The 15032-nt window shown below is 72.0% G+C and carries 15 protein-coding genes; 7 read left to right on the forward strand and 8 right to left on the reverse strand.

All coding sequences use genetic code 11. The features are described from left to right. Positions 1-79: 79 nt before the first annotated feature. Complete coding sequence (locus ABD973_RS11900) at positions 80-1228, reverse strand: adenosine deaminase (protein WP_345500091.1); 1149 nt, start codon at positions 1226-1228, stop codon at positions 80-82. A gap of 113 nt (positions 1229-1341) precedes the next feature. Here ABD973_RS11900 and ABD973_RS11905 point away from each other — a divergent pair, with 113 nt between their 5' ends. From ABD973_RS11905 to ABD973_RS11920, 4 genes are all read left to right on the forward strand, one after another. After that, positions 1342-2061, forward strand: a complete 720-nt coding sequence (locus ABD973_RS11905) for an alpha/beta hydrolase (protein ID WP_125822210.1) — start codon at positions 1342-1344, stop codon at positions 2059-2061. Between the two features lie 76 nt (positions 2062-2137). Beyond that, positions 2138-2503, forward strand: coding sequence for a cupin domain-containing protein (locus ABD973_RS11910; RefSeq protein WP_125822209.1), 366 nt, complete (start codon positions 2138-2140; stop codon positions 2501-2503). 201 nt (positions 2504-2704) lie between these two features. Continuing rightward, a complete protein-coding gene (locus ABD973_RS11915; RefSeq protein WP_277607508.1) occupies positions 2705-3769 on the forward strand; it encodes a helix-turn-helix transcriptional regulator in 1065 nt (354 codons plus the stop codon). Between the two features lie 92 nt (positions 3770-3861). Next, positions 3862-4047, forward strand: a complete 186-nt coding sequence (locus ABD973_RS11920; protein WP_125822208.1) for a hypothetical protein — start codon at positions 3862-3864, stop codon at positions 4045-4047. Between the two features lie 206 nt (positions 4048-4253). On the opposite strand, the gene ABD973_RS11925 is transcribed toward ABD973_RS11920, so the two are convergent. Further along, on the reverse strand, positions 4254-5192 hold the full coding sequence (locus tag ABD973_RS11925; protein WP_125822207.1) for a LysR family transcriptional regulator: 939 nt from the start codon (positions 5190-5192) through the stop codon (positions 4254-4256). Between the two features lie 99 nt (positions 5193-5291). Here ABD973_RS11925 and ABD973_RS11930 point away from each other — a divergent pair, with 99 nt between their 5' ends. The 3 genes from ABD973_RS11930 (at position 5292) to ABD973_RS11940 (ending at position 8565) form a co-directional block, all read left to right on the forward strand. After that, on the forward strand, positions 5292-6590 hold the full coding sequence (locus ABD973_RS11930) for an MFS transporter (RefSeq protein WP_125822206.1): 1299 nt from the start codon (positions 5292-5294) through the stop codon (positions 6588-6590). A gap of 173 nt (positions 6591-6763) precedes the next feature. After that, positions 6764-7471: a L,D-transpeptidase family protein gene (locus ABD973_RS11935; RefSeq protein ID WP_241253354.1), complete on the forward strand. Its 708-nt coding sequence runs from the start codon at positions 6764-6766 to the stop codon at positions 7469-7471. 83 nt (positions 7472-7554) lie between these two features. Continuing rightward, positions 7555-8565 (forward strand): sigma-70 family RNA polymerase sigma factor, encoded by a 1011-nt coding sequence (locus tag ABD973_RS11940; RefSeq protein ID WP_345500092.1) that lies wholly within the window; start codon positions 7555-7557, stop codon positions 8563-8565. Here ABD973_RS11940 and ABD973_RS34755 read toward each other — a convergent pair. The 6 genes from ABD973_RS34755 to ABD973_RS11965 all read right to left on the reverse strand — a co-directional run bounded on the left by ABD973_RS34755 (position 8452) and on the right by ABD973_RS11965 (position 14944). After that, positions 8452-8817 carry an STAS domain-containing protein gene (locus tag ABD973_RS34755; RefSeq protein ID WP_386381570.1) on the reverse strand — a complete coding sequence of 122 codons (366 nt, stop codon included), beginning with the start codon at positions 8815-8817 and terminating at the stop codon, positions 8452-8454. The two genes, ABD973_RS11940 and ABD973_RS34755, sit on opposite strands and share 114 nt — an antisense overlap. Positions 8818-9102: 285 nt before the next feature. Continuing rightward, positions 9103-10380: a thymidine phosphorylase gene (locus ABD973_RS11945; protein ID WP_125822203.1), complete on the reverse strand. Its 1278-nt coding sequence runs from the start codon at positions 10378-10380 to the stop codon at positions 9103-9105. Between the two features lie 88 nt (positions 10381-10468). Further along, positions 10469-10867 carry a cytidine deaminase gene (locus tag ABD973_RS11950; protein ID WP_125822202.1) on the reverse strand — a complete coding sequence of 133 codons (399 nt, stop codon included), beginning with the start codon at positions 10865-10867 and terminating at the stop codon, positions 10469-10471. Next, positions 10864-12126, reverse strand: coding sequence for an ABC transporter permease (locus ABD973_RS11955; RefSeq protein ID WP_125603148.1), 1263 nt, complete (start codon positions 12124-12126; stop codon positions 10864-10866). Before ABD973_RS11955 ends, ABD973_RS11950 begins: the two co-directional genes overlap by 4 nt. Beyond that, positions 12123-13238, reverse strand: a complete 1116-nt coding sequence (locus ABD973_RS11960; RefSeq protein WP_007266053.1) for an ABC transporter permease — start codon at positions 13236-13238, stop codon at positions 12123-12125. The genes ABD973_RS11955 and ABD973_RS11960 overlap by 4 nt, the downstream gene beginning before the upstream one ends. After that, on the reverse strand, positions 13235-14944 hold the full coding sequence (locus tag ABD973_RS11965) for an ABC transporter ATP-binding protein (RefSeq protein ID WP_125603153.1): 1710 nt from the start codon (positions 14942-14944) through the stop codon (positions 13235-13237). Before ABD973_RS11965 ends, ABD973_RS11960 begins: the two co-directional genes overlap by 4 nt. Between the last annotated feature and the right edge of the window lie 88 nt (positions 14945-15032).

The raw sequence follows: 15032 nt of genomic DNA on the forward strand, positions 1-15032 counted from the left end.
GTCCCGCAAACATCCTTAAATACGAGAAAGCGTCCGGGAGTTGAGTCTCCCGGACGCTTTCAGCGGGTCATTCCGTGGCCTAGGCCGAGACAGTTCCGCTGGTGGAAGCGGTCTGCCGGAACAGCCATTCGGACTTCAGCTCCGCATAGCCCGGCTTGATCACGTCGTTGATCATCGCGAGTCGTTCATCGAAAGGAATGAACGCGGACTTCATCGCATTGACGGTGAACCACTGCATGTCGTCGAGCGAGTAGCCGAAGGCGTCGACCAGGTGCTCGAACTCGCGGCTCATGCTGGTGCCGCTCATCAGGCGGTTGTCCGTGTTGACCGTCAGCCGGAAGTGCAGCTTGCGCAGCAGGCCGATCGGGTGTTCGGCGTACGAGGCGGCCGCGGCGGTCTGGAGGTTCGAGGTCGGGCACATCTCCAGGGGGATGCGCTTGTCCCGGACGTACGAGGCCAGGCGGCCCAGCTTGACGGAACCGTCCTCGGCGACCTCGATGTCGTCGATGATCTTCACGCCGTGGCCGAGGCGGTCCGCGCCGCACCACTGCAGGGCCTGCCAGATCGAGGGGAGGCCGAAGGCCTCGCCCGCGTGGATGGTGAAGTGGTTGTTCTCGCGCTTGAGGTACTCGAAGGCGTCGAGGTGGCGGGTGGGGGGGAACCCGGCCTCGGCGCCGGCGATGTCGAAGCCGACCACGCCGTTGTCCCGGTAGCGGTTGGCCAGCTCGGCGATCTCCAGCGCGCGGGCCGCGTGGCGCATGGCGGTCAGCAGGGCGCCGACGCGGATGCGGTGGCCGTTGGCCTTGGCGCGGCGCTCGCCCTCGCGGAAGCCGTCGTTGACGGCCTCGACGACCTCTTCGAGGGTCAGGCCGGCTACGAGGTGCTGCTCGGGGGCGTAGCGGATCTCGGCGTACACGACGCCGTCCTCGGCCAGGTCCTCGGCGCACTCGGCGGCGACCCGGAAGAGGGCCTCCTTCGTCTGCATGACGGCGCAGGTGTGCGCGAACGTCTCCAGGTAGCGCGGGAGGGAGCCGGAGTCGGCGGCGTCGCGGAACCAGACGCCCAGCTTGTCGGCGTCGGTCTCGGGGAGCTTGTCGTAGCCGACCTCGGCCGCCAGCTCGATGATGGTCCCGGGGCGCAGCCCTCCGTCGAGGTGGTCGTGCAGCAGCACCTTCGGGGAGCGGCGGATCTGGTCCGGGGTGGGCAGGTTGGGGGTCTCGCTCGTCATCCCGGCACTCTACTCCTACGCGCGTAGAGCAGCGCGTCGGCCGCAGGGGTCGATATGTAACAGAGACCGTACGGACGGGTGGCGTACACCTGTCAGTCTGAGACTGTTCCGCCATGGCACAGCATGCGCCGCCGGCGCGCGGGGCCCGCCTGGGGCGGGCGGCCGGCGCGAACGGCTCGGTCTCGACGGTCAGTGGTGTGGTGCTCCTGCTTCCCGGAGCCTCCAGACTCGCCCCCGGTCCGGTACGCCCGCTCGCGCGGGCGCTGGCCCGGGCGGGCGGGGCGCAGGGGCTGGTGGCGCACCCGGTGGCGCACGGGGCCGGACCCCGGGAGGAGGCCGCCGCGTGGGCGGCGCAGGAGGTGGTCAGGCTGTACGGGGACGTCCCGGTCTGCCTGGCCGGCTTCGGCGCGGGCGGCAGGGCGGCGCTGCTGGCGGCGGGGCACGAGGCCGTCAACTCGGTGGTGGCGCTGGCCCCTTGCTTAACGGAGGGCTCGGACGCGGGCTCCCCTGAACCGGTGAAACAGCTCGCCGGGCGGCAGGTGCTGATCGTGCACGGCACGAACGACGCGCGCAGCGACCCGGAGTCCTCCTTCCGGCTGGCGGCCCGCGCGAAGAAGGCGAATCGTTCTACCTGCCGGTTCGAGGTGCACTCGGACGGCCACGGGCTGCGGGAGCACCGCTCGGAAGTGGTGGCGCTGGCGGTGGACTTCGTCCTCGGCGCGATGCTCGCGGGCCGGTACTCGCGGCCGGTCGTGGACGCGCTGGCGGCGCCTCCGCCGCTGGGCCTGCGGATGCCGCTGGCCTCGGGTTTCGGGCGGTCCCTGAGGGGCTGAGCGGGGGCGGGTGCGGGCGTAGAGTGAGAAATGGACTCGGGGTCTGCTCGGGGTGCTCTCCGGAAGGCGGTCCGCCATGGCCGGGATGGTGCGCAGGAACTTCGACAACGCGGACGAGACGCGGCCCTTCGCCGACGGCAAGGGCAGGCTGGACCTGATCCAGACGGACGGCGGGCCGGTCGGGCGCGCGGTGTTCGAGCCGGGCTGGAAGTGGTCGGAGCACATCAAGCCGCTGGCGGGCACGGACAGCTGCCAGTCGGCGCACACCGGTTACGTGGTCAGCGGCCGGATGCAGGTCGTGATGGACGACGGCGAGGGCGCCGAGTACGGCCCGGGGGACTTCATGCAGGTCGCCCCGGGGCACGACGCGTGGGTGCTCGGCGACGAGCCGTGCGTGGCGGTGGACTGGACGGGCTTCGGCACCTACGCGCAGCCGGCCTGACCGCGGGCCGCGCCGGAACGCCGGGACCTCCCGTTCCGTCCCCTCTCGGTCGGACGGCCCCGGTGTTCCGGCGCGGCCGCGGGTCGTGGGTCCACTGTGCCGGTTCGGCATATGCCGGAAGCGGTCGTTCAGGCGTCGGCTTGTCGCCTTGCGGGAACCGGAGGGGTTTACGAAGGGGCACAGGCAGGGACGAATGTGCATATGCCAGCCCCCGCCGATGACCGCGCCGACGCCGGTTCCGAAGACCCCGAAGACCTGAGCCCCACGGCCCGGCGCCTGTACGCGTACGCCGTCGACCGGCACGCCTTCACCGTCGCCGAGGCCACCACCGCCCTCGGGGCCCGCGCGGGCGCGGCCGTCACCGAGCTGGCCGCCGCACACCTGCTCCAGCGGGTCCCCGACGGCGACGGACCCGAGCGCTGGTGCGCGGTCGCGCCCCGCGCGGCGGCGGCCCGGGCGCTGGCCCCGCTGGCACTCCGCGTACGGGAGACCCACGACGAGATGGACCGGCTGCGCGGGCGGCTGGAGGCTCTGGTCCCCGCGTACGAGGCGGGGGCCGCGCACCGGGACCTGAGCGGGTCGGGACGCCTGGAACTGGTCACCGACCTCGGAGCCGTCCGCGGACTGATCACCGAACTGGCCGCGGCCTGCGAACGGGAACTGCTGACCTCCCAGCCCGGCGGCGGCCGGCCCCAGGAAAGCCTGGAGGAAGCGGTCGGACGGGACGAGTCCCTGCTGACCCGCGGCGTCCGCATGCGCACCATCTACCAGCACACCGCCCGCTACTCCCGCCCCACCGCCGCCTACGTCGAACGCATCACGGCACTCGGCGCCCAGGTCCGCACCCTCGGCGACGGCCTCATGCGCATGCTGATCTTCGACGCCCACACCGGCCTCATGGCCGTCCCCGACCGCCAGGGCGCCGCCCTGGTCGTCCGCGAACCGAGCGTCGTCCACTTCATGACGGCCACCTTCGAACGCTCCTGGCTCGGCGCCGAACCCTTCCCCACAAGCGTCGGCCCGGACGCCGCCCGCGCCGTCTCCGACGAACTCCGCCAGACCATCGTCCGCCTCCTCTCCGACGGCCTGGAAGACAAGGTCATCGCCCGCCGCCTCGGCATGTCCGAACGCACCTGCCAACGCCACATCGCCGAGATCATGCGCGCCATCGGCGCCAAATCCCGCTTCCAGGCCGGCTACTTGCTCTCCACGGCGAACAGACCACACTGCCCGGACGGGGACCCCGGAACCGGTGCACCGGCCTAGCCTCAGACCAGGGAGGGCAGAACGCCGCGCGCCCACCGGCCGAGCCAGAACGCTGCCGCCGAGCGATGCTCCTGGCCTTCGGTGGATCCGTCGTGCACCAGGTACTCGGTCGGGGCCAGGTAGCCCTCGCCGGGCTCCAGGCGTATGCGGGTGAGGCGAAGAACCCCTCCGCCGGCGGGCCGACCCCGTGGTGCGCCTCCTCCCTCCGGCCCCACCTCGCCAACGCGCACGCCCGAGAAACGTACGAGCGGGGCAGGACGCTGCTCCGTACGGGCTGACGTTCGCCGGGGCGACGGCTTCCGGCCCTCGGCAGGCCCCGCCGATCGTCATTCCCTCCACCGGCGCCGGGCGACGACGGGCCGCCGACCGGCAGGCCGACGGACGGAGTCCGGCGCAGCGGCGCGAAGCCGGGGAGGCCGTCCGCGGCCGAGCCGCGCGAGCGGCGCGTCAAGAAGGAGAACCGGCCCTCGGGCCCCGGGGAGGGCTAGGACGGGGGTTCCAGTTCGGGGATGAGGCGGCCGCGGCGGGAGAGGAGGAAGCGTTTGAAGGCGGCCACCGGAGGGGTGTCCGGGTGGCCGTCCAGCCAGGCCACGCCGATCTCGCGGGCCGCGCGCGGCGCCGTCACCGTCAGCTCGACCACCCCCGGGCGGGCCACGGGCGGCGGGGGGAGGAGGGCCACGCCCAGGCCCGCCGCCACCAGGCCGCGCAGGGTTTCCGCCTCTTCGCCCTCGAAGGCGACCTTCGGGGTGAACCCGGCCTCCGCGCACAGGTTGTCGGTGATGCGGCGCAGGCCGTAGCCGGGCTCCAGGGTGACGAAGGTTTCCTCGGCGGCCTCCGCGAGGCGGATGCGCTTGCGGCCCGCGAGGCGGTGGTCGTCCGGGACCACCAGCCGCAGCCGCTGCTCGTCGAGGCGGCGGGCGACCAGGTCGGGGGCGTCGGGGACGGGCGAGGTCAGGCAGAGGTCGAGTTCGCCGGCGCGGAGCTTCTCCAGCATGGCCTCGCCGTAGTTCTGGACCAGGGCGAAGCGGACCCCGGGGTGGTCGGTGCGGAAGGCGCGGATCAGGCCGGGCACCGTCTCGGGGCCCAGGGTGTGCAGGAAGCCGAACGCGACCTTGCCGAAGGACGGGTCGGCGTCCTGCTGGACGGACCCGGCGGCGCGGGCGATGCCCTCGAGGGCCTGCTCGGCGGAGGCGAGGAAGGTGCGGCCCGCCGTGGTGAGGGCGACGGTGCGGCCCTTGCGGGCGAACAGCGAGACGCCCAGGTCCTGTTCGAGGCGGACCATCGCCCGGGACAGGGTGGACTGCGGTACGCCCAGCTCGTGGGCGGCGCGGGTGACGTGCTCGTGCCGGGCGACCGCGACGAACTGGGCCAGGCGCGGGGCCAGCCCTTGTGTCACAGCCATGTCTTCTTCGTAACGGTTCATTGATATCCGAGGCCCTGGAGTGCGGTGATGCGCTGGTGGATTGATTATCCCGGGTTTGTGCATTGGACGCATGAAAAAGGGTGGGCGTAGGTTCGAGGCATGCCTCCCGCTCATACCGGGGCGCCCGTCATCACGGGCGCCTCCACCCCGTCGTCCCCCGAGCCCCGCTCCCCCGGCCGCCCCGGCTACCGCCGGATGAGCCTCGCGCTCTTCGCCGCGGGCCTGGCGACCTTCGCCCTCCTCTACTCCACCCAGGCCCTGCTGCCCGCGGTCTCCGCCGGTTTCGGCGTGACGGCCGGTCAGGCCAGCTGGACGGTCTCCGCGGCCACCGGCGCCCTCGCCCTGTTCGTCCTGCCGCTCAGCGCGCTGTCCGAGCGGTTCGGCCGGACCCGGATGATGACCTGCTCGATGGTGGTCGCCGTCGGCATCGGCCTGCTGGTGCCGTTCGCGCCGAGCCTGGAGTGGCTGGTGGCGCTGCGCGCGGTGCAGGGCGCGGCCATCGCCGGGATCCCCGCCTCCGCGATGGCGTACCTCGCGGAGGAGGTCAAGCCGAAGGCGCTGGTCGGGGCCATCGGCCTGTTCGTGGCCGGCAACTCCATCGGCGGCATGAGCGGCCGCATCGTCACCGGCTGGGGCGCGCAGCTGTGGGGCTGGCGCGGCGGGCTGCTGGCCGTCGGCGTGATGGCGCTGGTCTGCGCGGCGGCCTTCCTGGTGCTGCTGCCCAGGGCGCGGTTCTTCCGGCCGGCGTCGCTGAACCCGCGCGCGGTGGGACGTACCGTCGCCGGGCACCTGCGGGATCCGCTGCTGCTGCGGCTGTACGGGATCGGCGCGCTGTTCATGACCGTGTTCGGGGCCGTGTACACGGTCATCGGGTACCGGCTGGTGGAGGCGCCGTTCTCGCTGGGCCAGGGCGTCGTCGGGTCGGTCTTCCTGGTGTACCTGGTGGGTACGGTCTCCTCGGCGGCGGCCGGTCAGCTGGTGGCCCGTGCGGGCCGGCGCGGGGCGCTGTACCTGGCGGTGACCACGACCGCCCTGGGGCTGCTGCTGTCGCTCGGCGACTCGCTGTGGCTGATCCTGCCGGGGCTGGTGCTGATCACGGCCGGCTTCTTCGCGGGGCACGCGGTGGCGTCGGCGGCGGTGAGCCGGACGGCGAAGACGGGCCGGGCGCAGGCCTCGGCGCTGTACCAGTCCGCGTACTACCTCGGCTCCAGCGCGGGCGGCACCCTGGGCGCGCTGGCGTACCACGCCTCGGGGTGGGCGGCCACGGTCGGGATCGCGCTGCTGGCGGTGCTGGGCGTCGTCTCGATCACCCTGTACGGATCCCACGCGGCCCGCGCCGAACGCCGCCGGATGCTCGCCCCGGGCGCTCGCGGTCCCCGCGCCGCGGCGGCCCGCTGACCCCGCGCCGAACGTCCCGGCACCGGTCCGCCGGCGGACCGGTGCGGACCGGCGGCGGACCTGTGGCGGACCCGTGGCGGCCAACTCCGTTCAAGGTCTGTGCGCCGTGCGCAACTCGCTCTAGCTTGGGAGGCATTGCGCCCCACAGTGCGGGCGAGGCAGGGGAGGACCAGATGGCGGCGATACGCGTGCGCGCGCGGCGGCGGGCTGCGGTGGTGTTCGGCGGGGCTCTGGCGCTTGCGGCGCCCCTGGTGGTCGTGGGGGGCGGGACGGCCCAGGCCGCCGGCTGCAACGTGACCACCGGACCCTACCAGCGGCAGGTCGAGCAGTTCCTCGGGCGGCCGGTGGACGGGGTGCAGTCGGCGGCCGACTGCACGGCGATCCAGTCGTTCCAGGCCACCCACGGGATCACCCCGACCATGGGGTACGCCGGGCCGCTGACCTGGCAGACGATGAGCACGATGCTGGCGCAGCGGGCGGCGGGCAAGAATCCGAACGCCGAGGGGAAGTGCCCCGTCAACCTGGGGCGGATCGCGTGCGTCGACCTGACCCGGCAGCTCAGCTGGATCCAGGACGGGGCGGCGCTGAAGTACGGTCCGGTGCCGGTGCGCACCGGCAAGGCGGAGACGCCGACGCGGACGGGCCTGAAGAAGATCTACTACCGGTCCATCGACCACTGGTCGACGATCTACAACGTGTCCATGCCCTACTCGCAGTTCTTCGACGGGGGCATCGCCTTCCACTCGGTCACCAAGAGCATGTGGAACCCGCCCGGTTCGGGCGGCTGCGTGAACATGACGACGACGGACGCGAAGGCCTACTGGAGCATGCTGACCAACGGCGAGGACGTCTTCGTGTACGGGCGCAAGCCCGGGACCTGACGGTTTCCCCCGCTCCGGCTGCCGTTGTCAGACCCCTCGGGTAGTTTCCGAAGGGACGGCAAACCACCTGGGGGACGGCGGCCATGAGCGACCTTGCTACCTCGTCACCGGAACTCGACGCGGCGATGGACCGCTACCGCGTCGAGCTGACCGGCTACTGCTACCGGATGCTCGGCTCGTCCTTCGACGCCGAGGACGCGGTGCAGGACACGTACGTCCGTGCCTGGCGGGCCCACGCGAAGTTCGAGGGGCGGTCGTCGCTGCGGTCGTGGCTGTACCGGATCGCCACCAACGTGTGCCTGGACCTGCTGAAGGCGGGGAACAGGCGGGCCCGGCCGATGGACCTGTCCGCACCGCAGCACCAGGCCTCCGCCGTGCTCAACGAGCGGCCCGAGGTGACCTGGCTGGAGCCGGTCCCGGACGGGCGGGTGCTCCCGCAGACCGCCGACCCGGCGGAGCTGGCGCTGGCGAAGGAGTCCGTGCGGCTGGCCTTCGTGGCGGCCCTCCAGCACCTGCCGGCGAAGCAGCGGGCCGTGCTGATCCTGCGGGAGGTGCTGGCCTGGAAGGCGGACGAGGTCGCGCGGCTCCTGGAGACCTCGGTGGCGTCGGTGAACAGCGCGCTCCAGCGGGCGCGGGCGACGCTGTCGGGGCAGGAGCTGCGGCCGAGCGAGCCGAAGGACCCGCTGGACGCGGAGCAGTCGAAGCTGCTGGAGCAGTACCTGTCGGCCTTCGAGGCGTACGACATCTCGCGGCTCACGGAGCTGCTGCACGAGGACGCGGTGCTGTCGATGCCGCCGTTCGACCTGTGGCTGCGGGGGCCGGCGGACATCGCCGCGTGGCACCTGGAGCAGGGCATCGGCTGCAAGGGCTCGCGGCTGGTCCCGACCACGGCGAACGGGCTGCCGGCCTTCGGGCAGTACCGTCCGCGGGAGGACGGCCTGCCCGGGCACGTGCCGTGGGCGCTCCAGGTGCTGGAGGTGTCACGGGGGCGGATCGTCGGGCTCAACGCATTCCTGGACACGGCGCGGTGGTTCCCGCTGTTCGGGCTGCCGCAGGAGCTCTCCGAGTCCGACGAGGTGAAGCAGGGCCTCTAGCCGGGGGGCCGCTCCGGTGACCCGGAAGGGGGTGCCGTGGCCCTTGGCCGTGAGGGCCAGGCGGGCGAGGGCGTCGACGGTGGCGAGGGTGGGGGTACCGACTCCCCGGACGTCGCAGGTCACCGGCCGGACCGGGCCGTCCCGGCAGAGCTTGCCGAGGCGGGCGCAGAGGGCGGGGACGTCCGGCTGGGGCCCTTCCAGGGCCAGGGTGATCTCCACGGGGGGATGACCGTCCGCGGCCGCGGAACTCATCGGTGCCGCTGCGCTGCCGCGCGGGATCGGTGCCGTGGGCGCTGCCGCGCGGGGCCGGTGCCGTGGGCGCTGCCGCGCGGGGCCGGTGCGGTGGGGCGGGGGTGCCGCTGCGCGGGGCGGAGTCCCCTACCCGCCCTTCGCCCGTTCCCCGGGCTGCGCCCGGACCCCTTCTGGGGGCTCCGCCCCCAGACCCCCGCGCCTCAAACGCCGACGGGGCTGGATTCGCGCAGCGAATTTCCAGCCCGCGCGGCGTTTGAGCGCAGGGGGTCCAAGGGCGGGGAGGGGCTAGGCGATGCGGTCCAGGACGATCGGGTTCGCCGAGAACTCCGTGCCCGACGGGGAGACGTCGTAGCAGCCCTCCAGGGAGGACAGGGCGTACTCGAACTTCTCCGGGGTGTCCGTGTGCAGGGTCATCAGCGGCTGGCCCGCCGTGACCGTGTCGCCCGGCTTCGCGTGGAGCTCGATGCCCGCGCCCGCCTGGACCGGGTCCTCCTTGCGGGCGCGGCCCGCGCCCAGGCGCCAGGCGCCGACGCCGACCGCGTACGCGTCGAGGCGGGTCAGGACGCCGGAGGCGGAGGCGGTGACGACGTGCTGCTCGCGGGCGACCGGGAGGGCCGCGTCCGGGTCGCCGCCCTGGGCGGAGATCATCCGGCGCCACACGTCCATCGCGGAGCCGTCGGCGAGGGCCTTCGCCGGGTCGGCGTCCTTGATGCCGGCGGCCGTCAGCATCTCCTGCGCGAGGGCGATGGTCAGCTCGACCACGTCGGCGGGGCCGCCGCCGGCGAGGACCTCGACGGACTCGCGGACCTCGAGGGCGTTGCCCGCGGTCAGGCCGAGCGGGGTGGACATGTCGGTGAGCAGGGCGATCGTCTTGACGCCGCTGTCGGTGCCCAGGGCCACCATCGTGGAGGCCAGCTCGCGGGCGTCCTCGATGTTCTTCATGAAGGCGCCGGAGCCGACCTTCACGTCGAGGACGAGGGAGCCGGTGCCCTCGGCGATCTTCTTGGACATGATCGAGGAGGCGATCAGCGGGATGGCCTCGACGGTTCCGGTGACGTCGCGGAGGGCGTAGAGCTTCTTGTCGGCGGGGGCCAGGCCGTCGCCGGCGGCGCAGATGACGGCGCCGGTGGTGTCGAGGACGTTCAGCATCTCCTCGTTGGAGAGCAGGGCCCGCCAGCCGGGGATGGACTCCAGCTTGTCGAGGGTGCCGCCGGTGTGGCCGAGGCCGCGGCCGGACAGCTGCGGGACGGCCGCGCCGCAGGCGGCGACGAGCGGGGCGAGCGGGAGGGTGATCTTGTCGCCGACGCCGCCGGTGGAGTGCTTGTCGGCGGTGGGGCGGGAGAGGGAGTCGAAGTTCATCCGCTCGCCGGAGGCGATCATCGCGGCGGTCCAGCGGGCGATCTCGGACCGGTTCATGCCGTTGAGCAGGATGGCCATGGCGAGCGCCGACATCTGCTCGTCGGCGACGACGCCGCGGGTGTAGGCGTCGATGACCCAGTCGATCTGCTCGGGGCTCAGCTCACCGCGGTCCCGCTTGGTCCGGATGACGGAGATGACGTCCATGAGGTGACTTCCTTCTACGCGCATAGAGATGAGGGAGGGAGGAGCGGCGACGGCCCTCCGCCCGGCGGGGCGGAGGGCCGTCGTACGGCTATCTCAGGTGGTCGGGGCCGAAGGCCTGCGGCAGCATCGCGCTCAGCGGCAGGATCCCGTCCGGCGTCTCCACCAGGAGCTCCGGGCCGCCGAACTCGTAGAGCAGCTGGCGGCAGCGCCCGCACGGGACGAGGATGGCGCCCTTGCCGTCCACGCACGTGAAGTGCGTGAGCCGGCCGCCGCCGGTGGCCTGGAGGGAGGAGACCAGGCCGCACTCGGCGCACAGGCCGAGCCCGTAGCTCGCGTTCTCGACGTTGCAGCCGGTGACGGTCCGCCCGTCGTCGACCAGCGCCGCGACCCCGACCGGGAAGCCCGAGTAGGGGGCGTACGCGCGGGTCATCGCGGACCGGGCGGCGGTCCGCAGGGCTTCCCAGTCCACCGCCGGGGCCGGGGTCACTTGCCCTGGCCCTTGCGGTACGGCATGCCGTCCGCCTTGGGCATCCGCAGGCGCTGCGCCGACAGGGCGAGCACCAGCAGCGTGGTGACGTACGGGGCGGCGTCGACGAACTGGCTGGGCACCTGGTCGGTGGCCGCGTACCAGGCGAAGAGCCCGGCGGCGCAGACGGCGGCGATGCCGGCCTGGAGGTACTTCTTCTTGTACAGCTGCCAGCCGACGGCGAGCACCAGCAGGATGGCGATCAGCAGCAGCATCGCGTGGACGTTCTCGGCGCCGCCGCGCAGCTTGAGGCTGTCGGTGAAGCCGAAGAGGCCCGCGCCGAGCGCCATGCCGCCCGGCATCCAGTTGCCGAAGATCATCGCGGCGAGACCGATGTAGCCGCGGCCGCCGGTCTGGCCCTCCTGGTAGATGCCGGTGGAGACGATCGCGAGGAACGCGCCGCCGAGGCCGGCCAGGCCGCCCGAGACGATCACAGCAATGTACTTGTACTTGTAGACGTTGACGCCGAGGGACTCCGCCGCGACCGGGTTCTCACCGCAGGAGCGCAGGCGCAGGCCGAAGGCGGTGCGCCAGAGCACCCACCAGGTGGCGGGGATCAGCAGCACGGCGACGACGGTCAGCAGCGACAGGTGGGTGACCAGGCCGCCGAGGACGCCGGCGATGTCCGAGACGAGGAACCAGTGCTTGGCCTGGAGGGTGTCCAGTCCGCTGGAGAGTCCCGGGATGGTGATCTCGGTGATGGGCTCGATGCGCGGGGACTGCTTGGAGGAGCCGCCCTCGGCCTTGTCGAAGGTGAAGTTCGACAGGTACTGGGTGAAGCCCGTCGCCAGGATGGTGACCGCCACACCGGAGACGATGTGGTTGACGTTGAAGGTGACGGTGATGATCGCGTGCAGCAGGCCGCCGAGGGCGCCGCCGACGATGCCCAGCAGGACGCCCGTCCAGGGGCCCCACTGGTAACCGGCCCAGGCACCGAACCAGGTGCCGAGGATCATCATGCCCTCGAGGCCGATGTTGACCACGCCGGCCCGCTCGGCCCAGAGGCCGCCGAGGCCCGCGAGGCCGATCGGCACGGCGAGCTGGAGGGCGCCGGAGACCTGGCCGACGGAGGTCAGGTCGTTCGCGCCGGAGATGACCCGGACCAGCGAGACCAGCGCGAGGCCGCCCGCGATGATCAGCAGGATCCAGGGCAGGGTGAGCTTGCGGCGGCCGCCCGGCTTGGGCGCGGCTTTCGTCGTGGGAACGGTGCTGGCGCTCACGCCGCGACCTCCTTCTCGGTCTTGATGGCGTGGCCGGCGGCCAGCTCCTCGCCGACCTTCTGCTGCTGGCGGCGGATGCCGTAGCGGCGGACGAGCTCGTAGCTGACGACCACGGCGACCACGATCAGGCCCTTCATGATCGTGCCGATTTCCTTGGCGTAGCCGGCCGTGTCGAGGCCGGCGGACGCCTTGTCGATGAAGGCGATCAGCAGCGCCGCGAAGAAGATGCCGACCGGGTTGTTGCGGCCGAGCAGCGCGATGGTGATGCCGGTGAAGCCGATGCCCGCCGGGAAGGACAGGTTGTACGTGTGGGACTCGCCCAGCAGGAGCGGCATGCTGACCAGACCGGCGACGGCGCCCGAGATGAGCATCGAGGTCATGATCATCTTCTTGGCGTCCACGCCGGAGGCCTGGGCGGCGGACTCGCTGGCGCCGGTGGCGCGCAGGTCGAAGCCGAACCGGGTGCGGTTGAGCACGAACCAGTAGACGACGCCCAGCGCGAAGGCGATGAAGGTGAAGCCGTAGATCTCCATGCCGTCACCGAGCTCGACGCCCGGGAACCAGCCCGACTCCGGGATGTCACCGGTGGTCAGGTCGTTGGAGCCGACGGGCTGCACGCCGAGGTTCTTGGGCAGGATCAGCCAGGCGATCAGCGAGGTCGCGATGGCGTTGAGCATGATCGTCGAGACGACCTCGCTCACGCCGCGCTTGGCCTTGAGGATGCCCGCGATGCCGGACCAGAAGGCGCCGACGAGCATGGCGACGAGCACGATCACCAGGATGTGCAGCGGGCCGGGCAGCGTGACCGCCGCGCCGACCAGGGCGCTGACCATCGCGGCGAGGCGGTACTGGCCGTCGACGCCGATGTTGAAGAGGTTCATCCGGAAGCCGATGGCGACGGCCAGGGCTGCCAGGTAGTACGTGCCGGCCTGGTTCACGATGAGGACCTGCACGTCCTCGTAGCCGGACTGCTCGATCATGATGCGCAGCGGCTCGATCGGGTCGACGCCCGACGCGGCCAGCACGATCATGCTCAGTACGAAGGCGCTGACCAGTGCCAGCGCGGGTCCGGCGAAGCCGAGAAGCAGCCGGTCCTTGTCGAATTTCTTCATCGGGCCTCGTCCTCCGTCGTGTCGCCGTCGACCTCGGCGGAGTGGTCGTCAGTGGCTTCCAGGTGCCCGGTCGCGGCGCCGGTCATGGCGGTGCCGAGCTCCTCGGGGGTGATCGTCGCCGGGTCGGCGTCCGCGACCAGGCGGCCGCGGTAGATGACGCGGAGCGTGTCGGACAGGCCGATCAGCTCGTCCAGGTCGGCGGAGATCAGCAGGACGGCGAGGCCCTCGCGCCGGGCTTCGCGGATCGCGTCCCAGATCTGCGCCTGCGCGCCGACGTCCACGCCGCGCGTGGGGTGGGCGGCGATGAGGAACTTGGGGTTGTGGCTCATCTCGCGGCCGACGATCAGCTTCTGCTGGTTGCCGCCGGAGAGGGAGGCCGCGGTGACGTCGATGCCGGGCGTGCGGACGTCGTACTCGCGCACGATCCGCTCGGTGTCCTTGCGGGCGGCCTTCGGGTCGAGGACGCCGCGCTTGGAGTTGGGCGCCTCGGTGACGTGGCCGAGGATGCGGTTCTCCCAGAGCGGGGACTCCAGCAGCAGGCCGTGGCGGTGGCGGTCCTCGGGGATGTAGCCGATGCCGCCCTCGCGGCGCTTGCGGACCGGCATCTTGGTGATGTCGCTGCCGTCGAGGGTGATGGCGCCCGCGTCGGGGCTGATCATGCCCATGAGGGCCTCGATCAGCTCCGTCTGGCCGTTGCCCTCGACGCCGGCGATGCCGAGGACCTCGCCCTTGTGGATCGTGAAGGTGATCCCGTCGAGCAGCAGGCGGCCGGCGACGGCGGGCTCGCGCAGGTCGGTGTCGGAGTCGCCGAGGGCGTTCACGGAGGTCTCGGGGGTGACGATGGTGCCCGCGTCGGCGACGGTCAGGCCGTCGACCTGAAGCATGGGGGTCGTGGTGACCGTGGACTCGCGGGTCTCCGGCGAGGGCAGCTCGCTGCCGACCATCAGCTCGGCGAGCTGCTTGGTCGTCGCGGTCTTCGGGTCGGCGGTGCCCACCGTGGTGCCGCGGCGGATGACGGTGATGTCGTCGGCGACCTTCAGGATCTCGCCCAGCTTGTGCGAGATGAAGATGACCGTGAGGCCCTCGGCCTTGAGCTCGCGCAGGTTGTCGAAGAGCGCGTCCACTTCCTGCGGCACGAGCACGGCGGTCGGCTCGTCGAGGATGAGGGTCTTGGCGCCGCGGTAGAGGACCTTGAGGATCTCCACGCGCTGGCGGTCGGCGACACCGAGGTCCTCGATCAGGGCGTCGGGGCGCACGCCGAGGCCGTACGCGTCCGAGATCTCCTGGATCTTCTTGCGGGCCTTGGAGCCGATGCCGTAGAGCTTCTCGCCGCCGAGGACGACGTTCTCCAGGACGGTGAGGTTGTCGGCGAGCATGAAGTGCTGGTGCACCATGCCGATGCCGCGTGCGATGGCCTCACCGGGGTTGTTGAAGGAGACCTGCTCCCCGTCGATGGCGATGGTGCCCTCGTCCGGCTTCTGCATGCCGTAGAGGATCTTCATCAGGGTCGACTTGCCGGCACCGTTCTCGCCGATCAGGGCGTGGACCGTGCCCTTGCGGACGGAGATGGCGATGTCCTTGTTGGCGACGACGCCGGGGAAACGCTTGGTGATGCCGTGCAGTTCTACGGCGAGAGGGGGGCTGGACGCGTTGATGACGCACTCTCCTTGGCGCGGAAGGAGCTGGAAAGCCGTTTGGCTCGGCAGGAGGACAGGGCAGGGGTCGGCCGGGCGGGTGGGCGGGAATGGGACGGTATCGCGTCCACGATGCCTCTACGCGCGTAGCACTGTCGGA

The organism is Streptomyces racemochromogenes (assembly GCF_039535215.1).
In the GTDB taxonomy this organism is placed as follows: Bacteria; Actinomycetota; Actinomycetes; order Streptomycetales; family Streptomycetaceae; genus Streptomyces; species Streptomyces racemochromogenes.